General features: G+C 33.5%; 22 protein-coding genes and 2 riboswitches. Of the genes, 20 read left to right on the forward strand and 2 right to left on the reverse strand.

Annotation, left to right across the window (positions count from 1 at the left end; all coding sequences use genetic code 11):
- Window positions 1-29: 29 nt before the first annotated feature.
- Window positions 30-251 carry a hypothetical protein gene (locus CD30_RS16175; protein WP_052126271.1) on the reverse strand — a complete coding sequence of 74 codons (222 nt, stop codon included), beginning with the start codon at window positions 249-251 and terminating at the stop codon, window positions 30-32.
- 275 nt (window positions 252-526) lie between these two features.
- Here CD30_RS16175 and CD30_RS16180 point away from each other — a divergent pair, with 275 nt between their 5' ends.
- The 20 genes from CD30_RS16180 (at window position 527) to CD30_RS20195 (ending at window position 21,567) form a co-directional block, all read left to right on the forward strand.
- A complete protein-coding gene (locus CD30_RS16180) occupies window positions 527-1,513 on the forward strand; it encodes an NAD(P)/FAD-dependent oxidoreductase (protein WP_036179151.1) in 987 nt (328 codons plus the stop codon).
- Between the two features lie 273 nt (window positions 1,514-1,786).
- A complete protein-coding gene (locus CD30_RS16185) occupies window positions 1,787-2,806 on the forward strand; it encodes a LacI family DNA-binding transcriptional regulator (protein WP_036179154.1) in 1,020 nt (339 codons plus the stop codon).
- Window positions 2,784-4,154 (forward strand): adenylosuccinate lyase, encoded by a 1,371-nt coding sequence (gene purB, locus CD30_RS16190; protein ID WP_084078002.1) that lies wholly within the window; start codon window positions 2,784-2,786, stop codon window positions 4,152-4,154. The genes CD30_RS16185 and purB overlap by 23 nt, the downstream gene beginning before the upstream one ends.
- Window positions 4,135-4,326, forward strand: coding sequence for a tautomerase family protein (locus CD30_RS16195; protein WP_036179158.1), 192 nt, complete (start codon window positions 4,135-4,137; stop codon window positions 4,324-4,326). The genes purB and CD30_RS16195 overlap by 20 nt, the downstream gene beginning before the upstream one ends.
- Window positions 4,327-4,346: 20 nt before the next feature.
- Entirely contained in the window at window positions 4,347-5,339 is a 993-nt protein-coding gene (locus CD30_RS16200; RefSeq protein ID WP_211254636.1) for a thiamine pyrophosphate-dependent dehydrogenase E1 component subunit alpha, read from the forward strand.
- A complete protein-coding gene (locus CD30_RS16205; RefSeq protein WP_036179161.1) occupies window positions 5,329-6,330 on the forward strand; it encodes an alpha-ketoacid dehydrogenase subunit beta in 1,002 nt (333 codons plus the stop codon). The genes CD30_RS16200 and CD30_RS16205 overlap by 11 nt, the downstream gene beginning before the upstream one ends.
- A complete protein-coding gene (locus CD30_RS16210; protein ID WP_036179164.1) occupies window positions 6,330-6,788 on the forward strand; it encodes a VOC family protein in 459 nt (152 codons plus the stop codon). The genes CD30_RS16205 and CD30_RS16210 overlap by 1 nt, the downstream gene beginning before the upstream one ends.
- Window positions 6,789-6,800: 12 nt before the next feature.
- Entirely contained in the window at window positions 6,801-8,189 is a 1,389-nt protein-coding gene (gene lpdA / locus CD30_RS16215; protein ID WP_052126274.1) for a dihydrolipoyl dehydrogenase, read from the forward strand.
- Window positions 8,190-8,201: 12 nt separating this feature from the next.
- Window positions 8,202-9,413: a dihydrolipoamide acetyltransferase family protein gene (locus CD30_RS16220; RefSeq protein WP_036179170.1), complete on the forward strand. Its 1,212-nt coding sequence runs from the start codon at window positions 8,202-8,204 to the stop codon at window positions 9,411-9,413.
- Between the two features lie 13 nt (window positions 9,414-9,426).
- Window positions 9,427-10,206 carry an SDR family NAD(P)-dependent oxidoreductase gene (locus tag CD30_RS16225; RefSeq protein WP_036179173.1) on the forward strand — a complete coding sequence of 260 codons (780 nt, stop codon included), beginning with the start codon at window positions 9,427-9,429 and terminating at the stop codon, window positions 10,204-10,206.
- Between the two features lie 13 nt (window positions 10,207-10,219).
- The gene (locus CD30_RS16230) at window positions 10,220-11,062 is read left to right on the forward strand and encodes an amidohydrolase family protein (RefSeq protein WP_036179176.1); all 843 of its coding nucleotides are present in this window, start codon (window positions 10,220-10,222) and stop codon (window positions 11,060-11,062) included.
- Window positions 11,059-11,382: an L-rhamnose mutarotase gene (locus CD30_RS16235; protein ID WP_036179178.1), complete on the forward strand. Its 324-nt coding sequence runs from the start codon at window positions 11,059-11,061 to the stop codon at window positions 11,380-11,382. Before CD30_RS16230 ends, CD30_RS16235 begins: the two co-directional genes overlap by 4 nt.
- A 20-nt stretch (window positions 11,383-11,402) precedes the next feature.
- Window positions 11,403-12,479 carry a Gfo/Idh/MocA family protein gene (locus CD30_RS16240; protein WP_036179181.1) on the forward strand — a complete coding sequence of 359 codons (1,077 nt, stop codon included), beginning with the start codon at window positions 11,403-11,405 and terminating at the stop codon, window positions 12,477-12,479.
- Between the two features lie 24 nt (window positions 12,480-12,503).
- Window positions 12,504-13,499 carry a sugar ABC transporter substrate-binding protein gene (locus tag CD30_RS16245; protein WP_036179184.1) on the forward strand — a complete coding sequence of 332 codons (996 nt, stop codon included), beginning with the start codon at window positions 12,504-12,506 and terminating at the stop codon, window positions 13,497-13,499.
- A 16-nt stretch (window positions 13,500-13,515) separates the two neighbouring features.
- The gene (locus CD30_RS16250) at window positions 13,516-15,066 is read left to right on the forward strand and encodes a sugar ABC transporter ATP-binding protein (RefSeq protein WP_170215862.1); all 1,551 of its coding nucleotides are present in this window, start codon (window positions 13,516-13,518) and stop codon (window positions 15,064-15,066) included.
- Complete coding sequence (locus CD30_RS16255; protein ID WP_052126276.1) at window positions 15,014-16,024, forward strand: ABC transporter permease; 1,011 nt, start codon at window positions 15,014-15,016, stop codon at window positions 16,022-16,024. Before CD30_RS16250 ends, CD30_RS16255 begins: the two co-directional genes overlap by 53 nt.
- 321 nt (window positions 16,025-16,345) lie before the next feature.
- Window positions 16,346-16,428: riboswitch (cyclic di-GMP riboswitch) on the forward strand.
- Between the two features lie 118 nt (window positions 16,429-16,546).
- Window positions 16,547-17,098, forward strand: a complete 552-nt coding sequence (locus CD30_RS16260; protein WP_052126277.1) for a WxL domain-containing protein — start codon at window positions 16,547-16,549, stop codon at window positions 17,096-17,098.
- A 184-nt stretch (window positions 17,099-17,282) separates the two neighbouring features.
- Entirely contained in the window at window positions 17,283-18,311 is a 1,029-nt protein-coding gene (locus CD30_RS16265; RefSeq protein ID WP_052126278.1) for a DUF916 domain-containing protein, read from the forward strand.
- A gap of 164 nt (window positions 18,312-18,475) precedes the next feature.
- Window positions 18,476-20,011 (forward strand): LTA synthase family protein, encoded by a 1,536-nt coding sequence (locus CD30_RS16270; RefSeq protein ID WP_170215864.1) that lies wholly within the window; start codon window positions 18,476-18,478, stop codon window positions 20,009-20,011.
- Window positions 20,012-20,219: 208 nt separating this feature from the next.
- Window positions 20,220-20,300: riboswitch (cyclic di-GMP riboswitch) on the forward strand.
- Window positions 20,301-20,376: 76 nt separating this feature from the next.
- On the forward strand, window positions 20,377-21,567 hold the full coding sequence (locus tag CD30_RS20195; RefSeq protein WP_052126280.1) for a DUF5667 domain-containing protein: 1,191 nt from the start codon (window positions 20,377-20,379) through the stop codon (window positions 21,565-21,567).
- A 76-nt stretch (window positions 21,568-21,643) separates the two neighbouring features.
- Here the strand turns inward: CD30_RS20195 and CD30_RS16280 are convergent, their stop codons facing one another.
- Window positions 21,644-22,123, reverse strand: a complete 480-nt coding sequence (locus tag CD30_RS16280) for a hypothetical protein (protein WP_036179187.1) — start codon at window positions 22,121-22,123, stop codon at window positions 21,644-21,646.
- Window positions 22,124-22,239 lie beyond the last annotated feature (116 nt).

Genomic DNA, 22,239 nt, shown 5'->3' on the forward strand with positions numbered 1-22,239 from the left:
TACCGGAGGTGCCAGGTGTTTTATATGCGTTATTTGATTACGGGCTTACAGTTTGATTTCATAGTAGATGATGCAGTAATCATCTTATCATCTATGTAATTTGATAATTCTCCAACCTTCAATTTTTGTTCTTTTAATACTTTAATTATATGGTCTAGTTTTTCTTGATATTCAGAATCTACTTTCATATGGTCAAGAATTTGTAATGTATCTCCAAACAATTCATCCAAACGACTGAAGGCACTTTTCATAATCAATTCCTCCTGAGTAATCATATGTATTAATAAGATGTTCTAATGTAAGGAAGCATATACTAGTTATACTTTGTTAGTTGCAATAAGTTATATGTAAGCAATGTAAACCTTAATAAATAGCATGAAGATTGGAGAACATATTGAATGAAATAAATGAAAGGTCTTTTTCGATGCCTTGTTGAAGTAGATAAGTGTAAGAGTTTTTGAAATAAGTTAATGTTGAATTTTACCTATTTTTGATAAATAGATATTAAAAGTATGAAGGAGAAAATATGGAAAATCAAAAAGTATTTGATATCACGATTATAGGTGCTGGCCCTACAGGATTATTTGCGACTTTTTATGCAGGAATGCGTAATATGAGTGTTAAAATTATTGATAGCTTAGAGCAATTAGGTGGACAGGTTACAGAGCTTTACCCGGATAAATATATTTATGATGTTGGAGGGTTTCCCAAAATTTTAGGGAGCGACTTTATCGATAATCTTGTGAATCAAGCAAAATACGCAAATCCAGAAATATGTTTATCAGAAACTGTTTTGGAGCTTGAGAAAACAGATGAAGTTTTTATGCTGACAACCAATAAGGGAACGCATTATTCGAAAACTATTTTAATAACAGGTGGAATAGGTGCCTTTGAACCAAGAAAATTAAATCTTGAAAATGCACCGTTTTACGAAGGAAAAAACTTGCATTACTCTGTGAAGAATTTACAGGATTTTAAAGATTCAAAGGTATTAGTTTGTGGTGGAGGAGATTCTGCACTAGATTGGTCTTTAATGTTAGAGGATATTGCGCAAACAGTAACCCTATGTCATAGAAGAGCAGAATTTAGAGCACATGAGGATAGTGTAGATAAATTAAATAATTCCAATGTGGATGTGAAAATTCCCTATGCAGTAAAGGAATTAATAGGAAATAATGAACGGATTGAAAAAGTAGTTATTGTATCAAAAGATAGTTCAGAAGAAGTTTTAGAAGTGGATCATGTCATTGTGAATTATGGCAATGTTACATCTCTTGGTCCAATAAAAAATTGGGGACTTGAAATGGAGAAAAATTCAATCATCGTCAATCGTAAAATGGAAACAAATATTGAAGGGGTATATGCTGCTGGTGATATTGTGACATATGAAGGGAAAGTAAAGCTAATCGCAGTAGGATTAGGCGAGGCACCTATTGCAGTCAATTACGCAAAAAATTATACAGACCCAAAATCCCGAGTTCAGCCAATGCATAGCACAAGCATTTTTAAGTGATATTTTGAAGGAATAATTGAAGAAGGCTTTTTAATATCGATTTAAGCTCTAGCTAGAAATAGTTGGAGTTTTTTATTTATGTTGTTGCCTTTGCCCCCCTTTGTTAATACAAAAAAACAATTTAAAGCAGTTAAAATGTGTTTTTTTTTAGAAAAAATATTGATGTCCACAAAATGATGTGGTATTCTATGGGAAATTAGTAAAACGTTTTACTGAAACGATACACTGAAACGTTGTACTAAAACGATACACTATTTTTTATGGAGGATATGGATGGTTACTCTAAAAGATGTAGCAAAAGAAGCTGGAGTAGGTATAACAACGGTATCTAGATTTTTAAATAAAGATAAAACTTTAAATATTCCTATGACAACACAAGAACGTATTTTAAATGCCGTTGAAAAATTGAATTATAAGCCTAATGCAGTAGCAAGAAGTTTAAAGCTAGGCAAATCAAAGGTAATCGCGCTTATCATTCCTGACTTCACAAATTTTGTATATAACGAAATCATTTCTGGCGTAGAAGAAACTGTACAAAAGTATGGATATCATTTAACTGTACTAAGTGATTCTAATCAAACTAGTGAATCATTTGTAAATTTGGTTTTTGAGGGAAGAGCGGACGGTATACTTATTGCCTCAAATATATTAACAGATGAAGATATACTGAACTTTAATGCTTTTAATATTCCTTATGTCCTCATTAATCGAATGAACAAAAATGCAAAAGCATTCGTTGCTGCAGATGATGAAAATGCTGCAAAAGCAGCTGTAGAAACTTTGATTAAAAAGGGGCATAACCAAATTGCCATTATTACATCTATAAATGATATGGATACAAGCAATAGACGCTTTAAAGGATATAGAAATGCACTAGAAATGCATGGCATTGATATCAATCCAAATATCGTTGTTAAATCTGAGTTTACAGAAAAAAGTGGATATTACGCGATGAAAGAACTACTTAATAAAGGATTAGATATTTCTGCTGTATTTGCGGTAAATGTTCGGATTGCTTTTGGTGCAATTGCAGCAATAAAAAATAGTGGGCTAAATGTTCCCAAAGATATATCTGTAATAGGGTTCCATCATACTCCGATTTGCGAGGTATTTGAGCCAACATTAACAACAGTTAGGGTTGATTTGAAAGAAATGGGGATTCAGTCTACAGAATTATTGTTTTCATTAATGAAAAAAAAGACAATAAAAAATTCACATATTATATTAGAAGAATTTGAGGTTTCTGAAAAAAATAGCACAGGGGTTGTTAATGTTGAAGTCGCACATGATTGATTCAGAAGTATATAAAGACTTATATGGTACGGATAAAATACGTTCAATTTTTACGGATCAAAGCATGGTTCAAAAGTGGATTGATTTTGAAAAAGCGCTAGCAAAAATAGAAGCACAATACGGAGTTATTCCTAAAGAAGCGAGTGATGAAATACAACGAAAAGGAAAAATAGAACACTTTAATCTTCAGGAAATTTGTAAGGATATTGTGTTTACAAGCCATCCACTCGTTCCGTTTATTAAGCAATATCAAAACCTATGTGAAGAAAACTATGGTGAATATATTCATTATGGTGCGACTACACAAGACGTGATTGATACTGCCTTTATCTTACAATTAAAAGAAGCGTATGAAGTGATTGTCGATCAAACGGAAAAATTTATAGAGGTCTTAACGATATCTACTAGGAAGTATTCAGACACTATTATGGCTGGAAGGACACATGGACAGCATGCATTACCTATAACTCTAGGTTATAAAATGGCGTGTTGGTTAGCTGAGATGAAAAGAAACTATACAAGGCTAAAGGAAATAGAAGACCGTGTTTTTATTGGTCAATTTTCAGGTGCGGCAGGTACGTTAGCTTCTTTAGGGCCGGATGCCATGATGTTACGAGAAGCTTTAATAAAGGAATTGGATTTAAATGTCCCAATTATTACATGGCATACTAACAGGGATAATATAGCTGAACTTGCCAATACCTATTCTCTTATAGCAGGAGCAATAGGCAAGATTGCAAATGAAATAATAAATTTACAACGAACTGAATTGCGTGAGATAGAAGAAGGTTTTCAGGATGGGAAAATTGGAAGTAGTACTATGCCGCATAAACGAAATCCAATGGTTTGTGAATATATCGTAGGTCTTTCAAGACTTGTTCGTATGCAAGTACCATTAATTCATGATTCTTTAGTACAAGAACATGAAAGAGATATGGGCTTATGGTTAGTTGAACTAGAAGTCATGCCAGAAATGAGTATTTATATTAGCAAAATGCTATATGACATGACAAATATCATTGAAAATCTACGAGTCTATGAAAATCAAATGCGAGAAAATATCGATATTACGAAGGGGTTGATTTTAAGTGAAAAGTTAATGTTTGAATTATCTACATTTATAGGTAAACAAACAGCACATGAAGTTGTTTATAAAGCATGTATGCGTTCATATGAAAATAACACAAGTCTAAGTCAGGAAATTATGCTTGAAGATCAAGTGAACAAAATTCTATCAAAGGATAAAGTTGATGAAATATTAAATCCTATGAATTATTTAGGTCTTTGTAAACAGTTTACTCAAAACGTCCTAGACTCGGAGGAAAAGTATGCCATATGTAAAAATTAAAATTATGGAAGGTCGTTCTATTGAAAAGAAGCAAAAGATGGTTGAGCAAGTAACAAATGCATTAGTTAATTCATTAGATGTGAAACCAGATGATGTTCGTATTGAGATTTTGGAATTAAGAGAAGGCACATTTGCACATGCTGGAAAGTTAGCTTCAAAAAAGACTGAATAGTCAGAAAGGATATGGATACTTTGGATATTAAATTTATTGAAACAGAGGTAGCAGATTACAATGTTACACAACAACAAGCAGAGTCTATTTGGTCAAAATTATCAGAAATCCGATACTTTGAGGAAAAAAGTATTGAAGCATACAAGCAAGGACTTCTAGGAGGATCTCTGCATCCTTATATAGGACAAGAAGCAGTAGCTACTGGTATTGGGGAATTTATTAATGAATCAGATTATATGACAACAACTTATCGTGGTCGTGGTCATGCATTAGCAAAAGGAGCAGACCCATTTAAGTTATTCGCAGAAATGTTTGGACGAGTAGATGGCTATTGTAAGGGAAAGGGAGGACCGATGCATATTGCAAATAGCGATCTTGGCATGTTAGGTGCAAATGGAATTGTTGCAGGTGGAATTCCAATTGCTGTTGGTGCGGCTATAACTGCCAAATCTATGAACAAAGGTCAAGTCGCTATAACATATTTCGGCGATGGTGCAACAAACCAAGGAGTATTCCATGAAGCTATGAACTTAGCAGCTATTATGAAATTACCAGTCATCTTTATTTGTGAAAATAATTTATATTCCGAAATGACGCCTATAAAAGATTCAGTATTAAATGAGCATTTAGCAGAACGAGGTTTAGCTTATCGCATTCCTTCTTATGTTGTAGATGGAAATGATGTTTTTGCTGTTCGTAAAGTTGCTAAATTAGCAATCGAGTTTGCTAGAAATGGCGACGGTCCTGTATTCATAGAGGCGAAAACATATAGATTATTAGGGCATATGTTTGGTGATACAGAAATCTATCGAACTAAAGAGGAAGTAAACAGTTGGATCGATAAAGAACCTTTGAAACAATTTAAAAGAAGAATGCTAGAGTCTAATATATTGTCCGAAGAAAAGCTTGATGAAATTGAGGAATCCGTAAAGATTTTAATTGATGATGCTTTTGAACGAGCAAAAAAATCCGAACAGCCAGGTTTTGAGGAGGTTTATACAGATGTCTACTAATAATCGTATTATTACGTATGCTGAAGCATTAAATGAAGCTATTTATGAAGAAATGTCCTCAAACGATAAAATCATTGTTCTAGGAGAAGATATTGGAGAATATGGTGGCGTTTTTAACGTAACCAAAGGATTAATTGATAAGTTTGGTAAGGAACGTATTATTGACACGCCTATTTCAGAAGCAGCTTTTGCAGGTGCTGGTATAGGAGCTGCAATGACAGGTCTTAAGCCAATTGTTGAGTTTATGTGGATAGATTTTACATTTGTAGCACTAGATCAAATATTAAATCAGGGTGCAAAAATGGCTTATATGTCAGGTGGACAAACGAAAGTACCAATTGTTTTTAGAACTCAAGGCGGTGGTGGTAGAGGAAATGGGGCTCAACATTCACAAAGTCTAGAGACCATTTTTGCACACATACCTGGAATTAAAGTTGTTGTACCATCTAATCCTTATGATGCGAAGGGATTGTTAAAAACAGCTATTCGAGATAATTGCCCAGTTATGTTTATTGAAAATAAATTACTTTATAACACAAAAGGGGTAGTTCCTGAAGAAGAGTATACGATTCCATTTGGTCAAGCAAATGTTGTTACAGAAGGATCAGACGTAACAATCGTATCAATTTCTCGTTCAGTCCAAGTTTGCGAAAAAGTTGTAGAGGGTTTGAAAGAACAGGGAATCAATGCCGAATTAATTGATATTCGTACACTAGTACCAATGGATACAGCTACTGTAATTGAATCAGTAAAGAAAACAAATAGATTAGTAATTGTTCATGAGGCAGCAGAAAATTTTGGTTGGGGTAGTGAATTAAGTTCTATTGTACAAGAAGCCGCATTCGACTACTTAGATGCACCTATTAAACGTGTAGGTTCTTTACATGTACCGATACCTTATAATTTAGCACTGGAAAAAGAAGTGTTGCCAAATGAAAAACGAATTATTGAAGCAGTTGAAGAAGTTTTATATACGAAAGTAGGTAGCTAATGATTAGGGATATTTGGCATACAAGTTTTACCGTTTCCAATATTGAAAAATCCATCGCTTTTTACAGGGATATTTTAGGTTTAACACTTATACATGAACAAATTCAACACAATGAATATACTGCAAATTTAGTAGGTTATCCGAATGCTCATTTAAAGGTTGCGATGTTCGGTATTTCGAATAAGCCAATGGGTGCAGCAGGGCATGTACTGGAATTGGTTGAGTATGTTCATCCCAAAGGTGAGTATGTGCCAGTAGGTACTGCTCATACAAGAAGTGCTCATTTTGCATTTGAAGTAGATGATATTTTTACTTTGGTTCAAAAACTAAAAACTGCTGGCGTTGAATTCAAATCTGATGTTGTAAAAATTGTAGAGGGCAGAAATAAAGGTGGTTACACTGTTTATTTCTACGATCCAGATAATATTACATTAGAACTTGTCCAGGCTCCAAAATAAGAGGTGAACATTGTGTATGATATAGCAATAATTGGTGGAGGAATAGGTGGTTATACAGCGGCTATTAAAGCTGCTAAAAATGGATTAAAAGTAGCTTTATTTGAAAAAGGGAAAATTGGAGGAACTTGTCTACATGAGGGGTGTATTCCAACAAAAACCTTTTTACAATTATCTAACAAATATCAAGATATTCAGAAATTGAAAAAAATGGGCTTTTCTCATTTTCAAAGACCAAACATTGAGGAATTAAATTGGGAGCAATTTTTAAGTTATAAGAATCAAACTATTTCTCAATTATTTACCGGTCTTCAATATTTAGTTCAAAAAAATAAAATTGATTTTTTCCCGGAAAAGGTAGATTCGATTGTAAAAAAAGAATTTTTTGATGTCCTTTCTAAGAAGACGACTATTTCAGCTAAAGAAATCATTATGGCTACAGGAAGCGTTCCTTTTGTGCCTAATAAAGTCAATGAGGTATTTGAAAAAGTTTTATCTAGTGACCAATTATTAGAGCTGAAAGAGTTACCAACATCGATTGCTATTATTGGCTCGGGTGTTATCGGTATTGAGTTTGCAACATTTTTTAGTCAGCTTGGAATTCCTGTTTCAATCATAGAAAAAGAGCAATATATACTACCTACGATCGATCGAGATATTTCAAATAAGCTGAAGGAAAAGCTTATTAAAAATGGTGTCAATTTTAAAATGGGATATGAAGTAGATTTTAATAGCTTTGTAGAATCAGCAGAAAATGTACGATTTACTACAACAAAAGACGGCATAGCTAATGAAGAGTCTGCTCAATATGTATTAGTGGCTATTGGAAGAAAGCGCTTTAACGGTGATTTGTTACTTGAACAGATGGATTTGAATAAAGATCAACTAGAGGTAAATGAGCATCTTGAAACTACACAAAAAGGACTTTATGTAATAGGCGATGCATCAGGAAATATTCAATTAGCACACGCTGCATCACATCAAGCGGAGATAGTAATTGAACGTATTCTTGGAAATAAAGAAGTTAAATATGATGAATTTTATGTCCCTAAATGTATTTATAGTTACCCAGAGGTTTCGTCTATTGGATTGACAGAAGAGGAAGCTAAAAAAGACTATAACGTAAAAGTGGGAAGATTTCAGTTAAGTGGAAATGGTAAATCCGTCATAACTGGTGAAACAGATGGTTTTATTAAAGTAGTAGTAGACGAAAAAACGGATCGAATTCTCGGTGTACACATCATAGGCGATAAGGCAACAGAGCTTATTAGTGAAGCGAGCTTGGCTTTATTAGTAGAAGCCACATCAATGGAAATTGGTTTTACAATTCATCCTCATCCAACAGTAAGTGAAATATTTAATGAAGCTGCTTTAGCAGTTAATGGTCAGGAAATTCATAGTTAAAGGGGTGTAACCATGGCAACAACCGAAATCATCTTACCTAAAATGAGTTTGAATATGGAAGAAGGAACGATTGTAAGTTGGTTAGCGGAGAAAGGGGCTCCTATTAAAAAGGGAGATATTCTCTTAGAAGTTCAAACAGATAAAGCAGTATCTGAAGTTGAAGCTAATACGGATGGATATTTAGGAAAAATAATAGTTCATGATGGAGAGACAGTACCAGTTGGAACGGTAATTGGAATGATAGTAGATCAAGTTGATGAAAACATCGAATTAACTGATCAAGGTAGCCAATTGGATACGCCAAAAATGCAGATAAAAAAAGACCTGCAATCAACAGAACCGATTGAGAAAAAACACTCAAAAGAAGAGACATTAATTCGTATTTCTCCAGCAGCAAGAAAACTAGCCACTTTAAATCAAATTGATTTAAAAAGTATAACTGCTAGTGGACCTTTTGGACGCATTGTATTACGAGACGTATATCGTAAGCTCGAAGAAGAAAAAGAGGAAGAACTAGCACAACCAACTACAGGAAAGCTAACACGAGTAACGGGAATTAGAAAAGTCATTGCGACGAACTTAACAAATAGTGCAATGATGATCCCGCAATTTACGATATCAAAAAATATTCAGGTTGAATATATAGAAGAAGATAGAAAGAAGATGAATCTACTAAGTAGCGGAAATATAAAAATTTCCATGAACGATTTTTTAATAAAAGCAATTGCACAAAGTATCGAAAAACATCCAATGTTTAACAATTACTATATCGTTAAGGAAGACGGCCATTATATTCAAGAAAATACTGGTATAAATATAGGTCTTGCTGTTGCTACTAGCCAAGGGTTATTAGTTCCCGTTATTAAAAATGTGGAAAATAAATCGCTAATTGATATTGCAAAAGAGCGACAAGAACTTATAAAAAAAGCACAGAATGGACAATTGTCTGTGGAAGAGATGAATGGAGCTACTTTCACAATTTCTTCACTTGGTACGTTTAATGTAGATCACTTTACAGCTATTATTAATCCGCCTGAAAGTGGAATTATTGCTGTTGGTAAAATGGATGATTATCTTTATTTAGATCAAGGTGAGGTTAAAGTTAAAAAAAGGATGAATGTTACGGCAAGCTTCGATCATCGATTAATCGATGGAGCTGATGGAGCAATGTTTATGAATACATTTGAAACAATTTTAGAAAAAAACACATGGCATTTATTCTAGATGAGGTGAACAGATGTACACGATAGATTTGCAAAATAAAGTAGCCATTATTACAGGTGCACATCAGGGGATTGGGTTAGATATTGCAACACTTCTATTAGAAGCAGGATGTTCATGCATGATTGTAGATATAAATCCTGAAATTGATGCTACCTGTAATAGATTGCAAGAGAGTTTTGGAAATAAAGTTCTCTCTATTGTTGCTAATATTAATAATCGCAAAAATTGCCAAAGTATTGTTGAACAGACAATTCAAAGCTTCGGGCGATTAGATATTTTAGTTAATAACGCTGGAATAATGCGTACGACGCCATTTCTTGAAGTAACGGAAGAAGAATGGGATCAAGTCATGAACATTAATTTAAAGGGTATGTTTTTTTTAACACAATTTGCGGCTACTTATATGATGGAAAATCAAATTGCAGGATCAATTATTAATATGTCTTCAATTGCTGGTAGAAGTGGGCGTCCATTAGCACCACATTATGCAGCAAGCAAAGCCGCTGTTATTAGTTTAACGAAGTCAAGTGCTGAAGCCTTTGGAAAGTATAATATTCGATCGAATGCAATTTGTCCAGGAGTAATAACAACTCCAATGATGGACGAAATTTATGAAAGAAGAAAGGTTCTTGAAGGAGAAGATCCACGTGATACATTTTTGCAAAGGGTGAAGCTGAATCGTTTAGGATCACCTGAAGATGTAGCAAAAACCGCACTATTTTTAAGTTCTCCGCTAAGCGAATATGTAAATGGACAGGCTCTTAATGTATGTGGTGGCTACGAAATGCATTAAACGAGGTGAAAATATGAAAATTGATACTCATCAACATTTTTGGGATTTTCAAAGAGTGCCATATAAATGGCCAACGCCAAATGAAAAAGAAATTTACCGAAATATAGGTCCTGAGGAGTTGGCTCAAATTTTGCCTACTGTCGGTGTTGATAAAACTATCATTGTACAAGCCTTTGATAGCTTCGAAGACACTAATTATATGCTTGAGATTGCTGATTCCTATGACTGGGTAGCAGGTGTTGTCGGTTGGCTACCTTTAAAGGATAAAGCTCTTCTACATTCAAGTATAGAGCACTATAAACAAAATTCTTATTTTAAAGGCATGAGACATTTGATTCATAATGAATCAGATCCGACATGGTTAACACATCAAGATACACTAGAAGGGCTTCAAGTATTGGCAGATGCAAATATTCCTTTTGATGTAGTAGCTGTTGAACCAATACATTTAAAACAAGCCATTATAGTTTCAGAGAAAATCCCATCTTTAAAAATGGTAGTAAACCATTTAGCAAAACCGGAAATTGCACAAAAACGATTCGAACCATGGCAATCCTTAATGAAAGAGCTATCCTTAAATCCAAATGTGTTCGCTAAAATATCTGGATTAAACACTGCAGCTAGTGCAGATTGGAGTGCTGAGGATCTTAAACCTTATATTAATATCGCAATAGAACAATTTGGTACAAATCGTCTGATGTTCGGAAGTGATTGGCCTGTTTTAAATCTGGCGGGTACTTATAAAAGAGTTGTTGACGCAACAAACGAATGTTTATCCAACTATACAGAAGAACAAAAGGCTGATATTTGGTATAAAACAGCTATAAGTTTTTACAATTTGGAGGATACGTTATGAAAAGAGTTGCAAGTGTAATTCAATTATCTACTGATAATTATGAGAAATATAAAGAGTTACATAAAGCTGTTTGGCCCGATGTATTAGCAACAATTAAAAAATGTAACATTCAAAATTACTCAATTTATTACTTAAATGGACAGTTATTTAGCTACTTTGAATATACAGGCAATGACTATGAGGCAGATATGGAAGCCATGGCTCAAGATCCAATGACTCAAAAATGGTGGGATGTATGTAAGCCCCTTCAAAGTCCATATGAAAACCGAAAACCAGGTGAATGGTGGTCTGAAATGGAAGAATTATTTTATTTAGAGTAATTAAGGGAGGATTGAAGGTAATGGATATTTTGAGTTATAAACCACCTATTCCAGAAGATAAATCGTTGCGGATAGGTATTGTAGGAGCAGGTGAAATAGTACGTGAAGCACACTTACCTGCATATCAAAAGGCAGGGTTTAAAGTTGTTGCAATTTACAACCGGACACGATCTAGGGCAGAAGAGCTAGCAGAAAAATTCGATATTCCATACGTTCTAGATTCAATTGAAGAACTTGTGAATCATCCGGAAGTAGATATAGTAGATATCGCTTTAACTGCTGAAATGCAATTGTCAGTTGTTGAATTAGCAGCAAAAGCCAAGAAACATATATTGTGCCAAAAGCCATTAGCAGATACATTTGAAAACGCAAAAAAAATTGTTGATATAGGGAAAAAATATAATGTCAAAATTGCCGTAAATCAACAGATGCGTTGGGCACCATCAATTCGAGCAGCGTCGGATATTATATCAAGGGGATGGATAGGAGAGTTAGTAAGTGCTTCAATACAAGTAAATGTACTAACTCAATTTGAAAATTGGCCGTTCTTAAAAGAAATAGATACGTTAGAAATTATGTATCACAGCATTCACTATATGGATTCAATTCGCTTTTTATATGGAACTCCAGAATATATTTATGCTGACGGTGCGAGGTTCCCAGGACAAAACGTAAAAGGTGAAACTCGAACAATGATTCATATGAAGTTTCCAGGTGAAGTTCGAGGATTAATTTACGATACCCATAACAATCAATTCACGCAAGATGATTGGTATGCAGTATATAGATTTGAAGGAACAGAAGGTGTAATTAAAGGAGAGAATGGTGCGCTCTATAATTACCCAATTGGAAGAGAGGATTCATTAACGTTTACTTCAAATATTTTACAAAAAGGAACGTGGATTAATCCTAAGCTGGAGGGAAAATGGTTTCCTGATGCATTTATTGGAACTATGGGAGAGCTAATGAATGCCATTTTAAATGACTCACAGCCAGAAAATAGTGCAGAAGATAATTTGAAAACGCTTCAAATGGTTTATGCTTCCTATCAGTCAATGAAAGAAAATCGACCTGTGTATTTAGAAGAAATTAATTAATTTATTGTAAAGGGGACAATAATAATGAGAAAATTCAAGTCTATTTTTGGTGGTGCTGTATTATTAAGTGCTTTATTATTGGGTGCATGTAGTTCAAATGAAGAAACAACTCCAGTTTCAAGTGGTTCTGGAGATGAAGAAAGGTATCAAATTGCAGGAATATTGATGCAATCGGATGTTGAATGGTTTAAGCAAATTCAGTATGGAATGGAGCAAGCGGCCGAGGAGTTTAATGTTGACTTGAAAATTGGTAACTCAAATCTTGATTTAGCAACGGAGTCTAGTTTGTTTGATACGTACATCTCTCAAGGAATGGATGCAGTACTAGTATCAGCAATTGATTCGTCATCATCAGTACAGGCTATTAAACGTGCTCAAGACGCAGATGTGCTTGTAGTAAATTACAATACAAACGTTGACGAAAGTGTAATGGAATACTTTGTTGGTATCGATAACTTTGAGTTAGGGGCTCAGGCAGGACGGAAAGTTGCTGAGTATGTGGAAAATGAACTTGGCGGAAAAGCTAAAATCGGAATGGTTACATTATCAATGTTTGAGGTTGGAATTGATCGTGCAGAAGGTTTCTTATCGGAGATAGAAAAAGTACCTGGTATTGAAATTGTGAGTCAGCAAGATGCAAATGGTCCAGAAGAGGGTATGTCCGTAGCAGAAACAATGATTCAAGCGAATCCAGATATGGATATTATGTGGGCAGCAAATGGTGGTACAACTCACGGTGTAGTACAAGGTATTATATCGAAAGGGCTTCAAGACAAAATTAAATTCTTCGGAACAGATATGGACTTACAAACAGCTAATACATTATTAGACCCTTCTAGTCCATACCAAGCTGTATCAACACAAGATCCAGAAAAAATTGGTTATGAATCTGTAAAAGCTGCAGTTCAAGCATTAAAAGGTGAAACTGTTAGTAATGAGATTATTGTAGATTTAGACTTCTTTACAAAAGAAGATGAAAGCAAGATCAAGGAATATATTGAGAAATATAAAAACTTATAGGGAATTAGGTGATGATATGCCTGATACTTTACTAGAAATGAAGAAAATCTGTAAAAGTTTTGGTCCTGTCCACGTGTTAAAGGAAATTGATTTCACGTTACTTCCGGGAGAAGTACATGCCATTTTAGGCTCAAACGGAGCTGGTAAATCTACATTAGTAAAAATGATTTCAGGTGCATATCAAGCTGATTCAGGGGAGATCCTTATCGAAGGATCTCCAACTAAAATTGAATCAACACAAATGGCAAAAGATTTAGGTATATCGATTGTATATCAAGAATTTAGTTTATTTAACCATTTGAGCGTTTCAGAAAATATTTTCGCTGGTAGATATCCACTAAAATCAAAATTACTTAAAACCATTAATTATGACGATATGCATGAACAGTCTAGGAAGTTATTAGAAAGAGTAGGAGTTAAAATAAATCCTAAAACCTTAATCGAAAACTTACCAGTTGGAGAGCAACAAATTGTTGAGATATGTAAAGCGATATCATTAGAAGCAAAAATCTTAATATTAGATGAACCTACATCTGCATTAAATGCAAAAGAAACTGAAAAACTGTTTGAGATAGTAAGACGACTTAAAGAAAGTGGCGTAGGTATTATCTATATTACGCATCGCTTAAATGAGTTATCGAATATATGTGATAGAATAAGTGTTTTTAGAGATGGAAAAAACGTAGGTACGTTTAAAGTAGGAGAAAAAACGATAAGTGAAATGGTTGACTTAATGCTAGGTACTAGTAATAAAGCACATAAAAAGAAAAGTTGGAGCTCAAAAAATTCTAAAAAAGTACTATCCTTACGAAATGTACATACAAAGGATATTACCAATATTTCATTTGATTTATGCGCTGGAGAAATACTAGGTATTACAGGGCAGATGGGATCTGGCAGAACCGAGATTATGAAGGCGATTTTTGGATATGAAACATTGCAACAGGGAGAAATCGAAATCGATGGAAAGATATTTACCAATCCTAAGCAAAAAACGATGATTAAGCAAGGTGTAGGATTTGTAACTGAAGATAGAAAAAGTGAGGGTATTTTACAAGGTCGAAGTGTGAAAGAAAATATTGTTATTTCTATCATGAATCAAATTTCAAATAAGGTATTTTTAAAATCTAATTTAGAAGAAAATTATACAAGTATGGCAATCAAACAAACAGGTTTCTTTCCTAATTTACCAGAGAAGGATATTGAATATTTTAGTGGAGGAAATCAACAAAAAGCCATTCTTGGTAGATGGTTAGTTTTAGAGAATCTAAAAGTTTTACTATTAGATGAGCCTACACGTGGAATCGATGTAGGAGCAAAAGGGCAAATTTATGATTTGTTGGAGGGAATTGTAGAAAAGGGAATTGCAGTATTAATTGTCTCCTCAGATTTAGAAGAATTGGTTCAAATTACTGATAGAATTTTAATTTTAGAGAAGGGTCAAATCGTTAACGAAATTGAAAATGATAATCTGTCAGTAAATGAATTGACTACAGCTATAATGGAGGGTCGAAATGGAACAACAAGCGATCGTAGTGAATACGAAGGAAACAAGCAAACTATTTGATTTCTTCAAGCGAAATCAGAATATTCTTGGTTTGACAGGTGTTTTGATTCTATTAATTATTGTTTTCTCAATAATTGCACCTAATTTTTTAACCACTTCAAATTTTATTGATGTATTTAGACAGATGTCAATGATTGCAATCATTGCGATAGGTATGACAATGGTTATTATAACTGCAGAAATTGACCTTTCAGTAGGTTCATTAGTTGCGGCAAGTAGTGCAGTTTTAGGCTATTTATCTATTGTCATGGGAGTGAATATTTGGGTTGCAATCATACTGACAATTATTATGGGGGGAATTAGTGGTTGGACAATTGGCTTTTTAAGAAATCGCTATGGTATACCCTCATTTATTACGAGTTTAGGCTGGCTTTCTGTATGGAGAGGTGTAGCATATTTAATAACTGGTGGGTTTCCACTTGCACCATTTCCAACAAGTTTTTCATTTATAGGTAGTGGTTTGATTGGGCCAATACCGTTTGTCGTAATTTTAATGATTGTGTTATACATTTTGTTTTACTTTATATTAGCTAAAACACCATTTGGACGTTATGTTTATTCTGTCGGTAGTAATATAAAAGCAGCACAACTATCGGGTGTAAATGTAGCAAAGGTTAAAACAACGGTTTTTGTAATTACAGGTATGTTTGCAGCTTTAGCAGGTGTTATCCTATCATCTAGGCTAATGTCAGGAAATCCAACTGTTGCTAATGGTTGGGAATTAGATGTAATTGCCGCTGTAATTATTGGTGGAACAAGTTTAGCTGGTGGAAAAGGATCTGTAATTGGTACATTTATAGGTGCTTTGTTCATAGCAATACTAAGTAATGGGATGGTATTAATGGGTGTATCATCATATATGCAGCTTGTTGTAAAAGGTTCGATTATTGTAATAGCTGTAATTATCAATGCTATACAAATTTACGGAATTAAAGGTATGCAGAAAGATATTAGTTAACTTCCCCCAAATTTATATAAATAAAGTAAAAACACCTCTAACGATTAGATTTTATCTAATACGATAGGGGTGTTTTCTTTTATAGGTTTATTATTTGTTACTAAGCAATTCTTAAAATACTCTACGTACATCAAAAATTATATTGCAATTAATTGATTTTAAATATATCAACATAATAGAAGAGAGTATAAATCTATTAATAATCTGTGGTTTTATTACCAAAATTTAAACCTATTCATTTATATTATTTTATATTAATATAACTTTAGTGAGTGATGAACGACAAATTACGAGAGAGATAGAGTAACTAAATCGTTCGCATTCCGAAAAAGGCAAATTTGTTGAAAGACGAAGACGCAAAGCCACAGACCTAAGGCTTTTGCTAAGGTGGCTGGGTTGCTGAAGGATGAAGAATGATACTCTTCTAGAGTTGAAATTCAAATCTACTTATTTTGTAGATTAAAAATGCAAATCTTCAGCTTTCTATAATAATATAAAAAAACAACTAGGGGGCTTTTATATATGAAGAAATTTCTTGCAACAGTTTCAACAGTAGGTATTTTAGGTGCATCAATCATTGGTGGAAATGCAGCGATGGCAGCAGATTCAACAACTGTTATTAAAGGTGATCAATTAGATATGACTCAACCTACAATTGGAAACTTTGACGAAATAACATTAAATGGTTTAGCACAATCAACTAACGCACAAGTAGGTTCATTTACAGTGAAAGATCCAAGAGGAACTGGTGATGGCTGGAGTGTTTGGATGCAAGCAACTCAATTTACTGATAGTTCGAATGGAAATGTTTTACCACAAAACTCACTTGAAATTGCTGCACCTTCAATTTCAGAAGTAGAAGGCTCAGGATCAAGTGATGCTCAGTTAATTACAACAACTGGTGGTAAAATCGACAACGAGAATGGATTAGTAATTTTATCAGCTGGTTCAAATGAAGGTATGGGATCATACATTGTTGATGCAAATACATTAACATTAAACTTATTACCAAGAGACGTTAAAGCGGGTAGCTATACTACAACGGTTACTGTAACATTCCCAACTGGACCATAATTAATATAATAATAAAAATATCATCAAGAGGTTATCCATTATAGGATAGCCTCTTTTTTTACGCAAAAACGGATACATTTAAACTATAAAAGCACTTAGTCAAGAAATTTTTTTGATTTGTCATATTAGTTTAATCATTTATGGAAAACCTATACGGTAAAGAACCAAATGAGGTGACTCAGCTTTGAATATAAAACATTATTTCACATTACTTTACTTGTTCTTATTTGTATTATTTTATTCAAATACTGTATTTGTAAAAGCGCAAGATGTTGATATGCCAATAACTGTTGAACCTATCTATCCTGAAAATCATAATTCATCGACAATTGGTTATTTTAATCTAAATGTAAATCCAGGTGATCAACAAACAATTGAAATCAAGATTACTAACAACAAAAATGAAGAAATAAATGTAAGTTTAGCTTCAGCCTATGCCTACACGAATGCAACAGGTGGCATTATGTATAAGGACGTGATTGATTCACTGGATACAGAATTGATAGAAAACGGTATCCATATAAAAGAAAATATTACGGTTCAAGATACCGTAACACTACCTCCGCAAGGTTCAGAGACAGTACCAATTGAAATTACAGTACCAGAAGCTGATGGTGAGACATTACTAGGTGGTGTATTGATAGCAGCCCAAGGTGATACAATGCAACAAAAACAAGAAGTTGAAGAGGGAACTGCTAATTTTACTATTAACACAGAAATGGTCATTGCTATGGCTGTCCAATTAAACTTGCCAAACACAGTAGATACAGATTTCCAAATTGGAGATGCTGGAATTTATGGAGAAAACGCACAAGTGTATATTGAAATGGAAAATCATGCCCAAAAAATTCAGGAAGATATATCTGGAACCTATTCAGTACACAATGATAAAGGTGAGGAATTATTTAATGGTGGCTTTGAGCCCTTTAAAATGGCACCAATGTCAAAAATAAGATTTCCAATCCAATGGGGATATGAAATGTTAGAGGATGGCAACTATACTATCCGTATAAATGGACATGTACAGGGAAATGACTTTACTGAAGTAAGAGAGCTGCAAATTCGTAAAGAAGATGTTGATGACTTCGTGGAACAACAGCAAACAGAGGTAACTGTTGCTAAGGAGGATAATGGTATTCCTACTTGGATCTGGATTGCTGGTGTAGTCTTAATAGGGATCATTATGTTTCTATTAGGAAGGAGAAGACGCTAAAAATGAAACGTTTTCCTTTAATAAGGGAAACGTTTTTTTTGTTTTTAACGTTTATTAATATACGTAAGTAGAAATAATATGGAAATTAGGATAAATCAACAAGAGGAGGCATAATATTTCCAATATTTTAGTTTTTAGTATGAATGGGAAATGGAGTTAATGTAATGAGTAAGAAAAAGTTTTTTGTTAGTAGTATTATCAGTCTACTATTATTACTAGCAGGTTTAATCTATACAGTTTCAAAGTACATAAATGAAAAATACGTAATCGATGAAATTCTATATTATATAACAAATGGTGCAAATGGTACCTCAGAAGGGTTACTTGGCTATTGGATTAGTGAAAATGTAGTAAGGTTTAGTATTGTAATGCTCGTTCTGTTCGTTCCAATTCTACTATCCTTTTATATCAATAAAACAATTGAATTTCGAGTATTAAAAAAGAATGTGCGGTTTACATTTCTTCCAAAGACAAATCGTTTTCGATTTCTTTATTCAGGAATGATGGTTTTATTATCTATTGTAATGGGATTTTTCTTACTAGGTGCTGACCAATATATTAAACGAACGTTTGAGAATTCAACGTTTATTGAAGAACATTATGTGGATGGACGAAACATAGCAATCACCTTTCCGGAAGAAAAGCGTAATTTAATCGTAATTTATTTAGAATCAATGGAAAACACATTTATAGATAAAGAGAGTGGTGGCGGCTGGAATTATACCGTAATTCCTGAGCTTAAAAATTTAGCGTTAGAAAATTTGAATTTCTCTGATTCGGATAAAATTGGTGGTGCATATCCAGTAAGTAATACAGGCTGGACGGTAGCCGCAATGGTAGCAACAACATCTGGTATTCCATTAAAAATCCCTATTGAACGAAATAGTTATACAACGTCCGATAACTTCCTTGAAGGAGCATACACTTTAGGAGATATATTGAAAAAGGAAGGATACAATCTGAAACTAATGGTCGGTTCAGATGCTAACTTTGGTGGACGTACAAATTATTTTAAAAACCATGGAGATTATGAAATTTATGATTATTATTCAGCTATCGAAGAGGGGAAAATGACTGAAGAAGATAAAGTTTGGTGGGGCTTTGATGATACAGATTTATTTACTTGGGCAAAAAATGAAGTAGTAGAGTTAGCAGCTGATGAAGAGCCTTTCAATTTTACACTATTAACAGTAAATACTCATTTCCCTGATGGCTATTTAGAAGAAATAGCAGATCAACAATATGAAACACAATACGAAAATGTTCATGCCCTTTCTTCAAAGCAAGTAAATGATTTTATTTCTTGGATAAAAGAACAGGAATTTTATGAAAACACGACGATCGTTTTATTAGGTGATCATTTAAGTATGCAAGACCCTGCTTATTATGATGGGAAAATTGATCCTGAATATAACCGGACCATCTATAATACATTTATAAATTCTGTAGCAGAACCAATTAATGCGAAAAACAGATTATTTTCCTCTTTAGATATGTATCCAACTATATTAGCTAGTATGGGTGTGGAAGTTGAGGGGAATCGCTTAGGTCTTGGAACAAATCTATTTTCAGCTGAACGAACATTAGTTGAACAGTTTGGTTTAAATTATGTGGATGCTGAACTTAGTAAAAACTCACACTTTTACAATCAAACGATTTTGGATGATGATTATTTTGAATTGATTAAACAAGCAGAATAAAAAGTAAAGGAAGCTAAACTCCCGATTTTGGCTTCCTTTTCTTATGAGTTTTCAAAATAAACATAGGGCAAATTAAACTATTTTATTCTATTAAAATAACTACTTTCTAAACATGCTCAATCTATTTTTTTGGTAAATATTAATCATAGAATTTTAGCATATTTCGTAATATATTAAAGATGAAAATGAGAATGAAAATTGGTTCCTCATTTGAAAAAGGCAAATCTGTCGAAAGGTGGAGACGCAAAGGTACGGGTCTAAGGGAGACTATGATGGCTGGCCTACCAAATGGAGAATCCGAATATACTTAAGTGTACATAGAGTAGATTCATGATTCTTCCAAAAACATACGGAGGGATTTTTCTATGAGTAAAAAAATATATACGATTGTCACAACAAGTTTTATGGCTGCAACAGTTGCTTTTGGTTCTGGACAAGCATTTGCCAATGAAGAACCAACAACTGAGGAAACACAAGTTGAGAATGTAGAAGAGGTAGCTACAGAATCTACAAAAACAGTTCTTGAATCAGAACAAACTGTTGATCAACCAACTTTAGAAGAAGTAACAACTGAAGAAGCTGTAACTGAGGAAACAACTACTGTCGATTCTGAGGAAAATTCAACAGATGAAGCATTAGAAAATGAAGCTGCAAACGAGCCAATGAGCATTACAGACTTCTTAAAAAATGCGTTAGAAAATATTAAAATTGCTATTGAAAATGACGATGTGATTGAAGCAGCTAAGTTAATAAGTGCTGCACAAGATAAAATCGCTGAAGCAGAAAATTTACTTGCAGAAGGAAATGAAGAATTAGCAAATCAGCTTTTAGAAGAAGCTTTAGCTGAACAAGAATTAGCACTTGAGAAGTATGAAGAAGCAATATCAGAAGATGAAGAAGCTAACGAAGAAACGGAAGATGGAACTATAGATGCTGTTGAAGAAGAAGGAAATGAAGAAACTGATTCAACTGAAGATGATGGAGTAACTTCAATTGAATCTGCACGAGCAGCACTTGAAGCGAAATTCTCTTCCAATCTTTTAGCACTTCAAACTGCACTTGATAAAGTGCAAAATCCAAAAGCAAAAGAAGCACTAGCTAAAAATGTTGAAAAAGCTAAAATTCGCCTTGAAAACAAAGTAAATAAAGAATTAGCAAAACTTGAAGCGAACGGTTACCTATTAGATGAAAATAAAACTTCAGAAGTTGTTGATAAACTAAATGAAGCAGTTGAAGAGGAAATAGAAAAAGTAGAGGAAGAAACTGAAAAGGCAAAAGAAAAAGCAGTAGAAGAAACTAAAAAAGTAAAAGAAAAAGCAGCAGAAGAAGCTAAAAAAGCAAAAGAGAAAGCAGCAGAAGAGACTAAAAAAGCAAAAGAAAAAGCAGCAGAAGAAACTAAAAAAGCAAAAGAAAAAGCAATAGAAGAAGCTGAAAAAGCAAAGGAAAAAGCAGCGGAAGAGGCTGAAAAAGCTAAAGAAAAAGCCGAAGAAAAGAAAAATGAAAAGGCTGAAAAACAGAAATCCAAAAAAGATGAAAAGCAGAAAGACAAAGAGTAACAACTAGAACACTATCATGTAATTAATAAGGTGATAGAAAGTATTTCATAAGACTGCAAACAAGGCGTTTGATTACCTATTCGCCCTTTTTTGCAGTCTTTTCTATAATATTAGTTAAAGAATTTAAAAAAGAACCCTCTACAATATTGAATACATTACGTTCAAAATCAAACTTTACACTATTTTCATTTGAAATAAATATATTAAAAGATTTTATTTTAGTTGTACCACCAAAGGAAACTGCATAGTGATTATCTATTGTTTCAAAAAATATATTTTTCCGTTTAATTTTTATTCCTTTTAGCTCTTTTAGTATTATTTTTATTTCTTCATCTTTAAGCGAGTAGGTTTTATGATTTTCAAAAGAATAAATTACAATATGATCAATTCCATCAATCGCTTTTTCAGGTTCTATATCAGCAATTAAAATGTCTGACATGAATTCTGAATCCAATGGTGATTTTATTTTATATTCTTTATAGAAATAAGAGACAACAAAGAATCCGACAACAACCAATATCAAGGTACCAATCCAAACATTTATCCTTTTATTCAAAAAATCTCCCCTTTGAATGGCTTTCCGTTTTTTATGTAATTAGCTGTAATAATTTGTATTATATGTTTTGTAAGCCCGAAATATAAAAAACAGCGCACCTTTCGGTACGCACGACG

Source organism: Ureibacillus massiliensis 4400831 = CIP 108448 = CCUG 49529 (genome assembly GCF_000772965.1).
Classification (GTDB): Bacteria; Bacillota; Bacilli; order Bacillales_A; family Planococcaceae; genus Ureibacillus; species Ureibacillus massiliensis.

Excerpts from the sequence above, each read along its gene's own strand:
- CD30_RS16220 (WP_036179170.1), top strand. The coding sequence starts at position 8,202 with ATGGCAACAACCGAAATCATCTTACCTAAAATGAGTTTGAATATGGAA.
- CD30_RS16210 (WP_036179164.1), top strand. The coding sequence starts at position 6,330 with ATGATTAGGGATATTTGGCATACAAGTTTTACCGTTTCCAATATTGAA.
- CD30_RS16230 (WP_036179176.1), top strand. The coding sequence starts at position 10,220 with ATGAAAATTGATACTCATCAACATTTTTGGGATTTTCAAAGAGTGCCA.
- CD30_RS16180 (WP_036179151.1), top strand. The coding sequence starts at position 527 with ATGGAAAATCAAAAAGTATTTGATATCACGATTATAGGTGCTGGCCCT.
- CD30_RS16225 (WP_036179173.1), top strand. The coding sequence starts at position 9,427 with ATGTACACGATAGATTTGCAAAATAAAGTAGCCATTATTACAGGTGCA.
- CD30_RS16175 (WP_052126271.1), bottom strand. The coding sequence starts at position 251 with ATGAAAAGTGCCTTCAGTCGTTTGGATGAATTGTTTGGAGATACATTA.
- CD30_RS20195 (WP_052126280.1), top strand. The coding sequence starts at position 20,377 with ATGAGTAAAAAAATATATACGATTGTCACAACAAGTTTTATGGCTGCA.
- CD30_RS16260 (WP_052126277.1), top strand. The coding sequence starts at position 16,547 with ATGAAGAAATTTCTTGCAACAGTTTCAACAGTAGGTATTTTAGGTGCA.
- CD30_RS16250 (WP_170215862.1), top strand. The coding sequence starts at position 13,516 with ATGCCTGATACTTTACTAGAAATGAAGAAAATCTGTAAAAGTTTTGGT.
- purB (WP_084078002.1), top strand. The coding sequence starts at position 2,784 with ATGTTGAAGTCGCACATGATTGATTCAGAAGTATATAAAGACTTATAT.
- CD30_RS16205 (WP_036179161.1), top strand. The coding sequence starts at position 5,329 with ATGTCTACTAATAATCGTATTATTACGTATGCTGAAGCATTAAATGAA.
- CD30_RS16235 (WP_036179178.1), top strand. The coding sequence starts at position 11,059 with ATGAAAAGAGTTGCAAGTGTAATTCAATTATCTACTGATAATTATGAG.
- CD30_RS16270 (WP_170215864.1), top strand. The coding sequence starts at position 18,476 with ATGAGTAAGAAAAAGTTTTTTGTTAGTAGTATTATCAGTCTACTATTA.
- CD30_RS16245 (WP_036179184.1), top strand. The coding sequence starts at position 12,504 with ATGAGAAAATTCAAGTCTATTTTTGGTGGTGCTGTATTATTAAGTGCT.
- CD30_RS16185 (WP_036179154.1), top strand. The coding sequence starts at position 1,787 with ATGGTTACTCTAAAAGATGTAGCAAAAGAAGCTGGAGTAGGTATAACA.
- CD30_RS16195 (WP_036179158.1), top strand. The coding sequence starts at position 4,135 with ATGCCATATGTAAAAATTAAAATTATGGAAGGTCGTTCTATTGAAAAG.
- CD30_RS16255 (WP_052126276.1), top strand. The coding sequence starts at position 15,014 with ATGGAACAACAAGCGATCGTAGTGAATACGAAGGAAACAAGCAAACTA.
- CD30_RS16240 (WP_036179181.1), top strand. The coding sequence starts at position 11,403 with ATGGATATTTTGAGTTATAAACCACCTATTCCAGAAGATAAATCGTTG.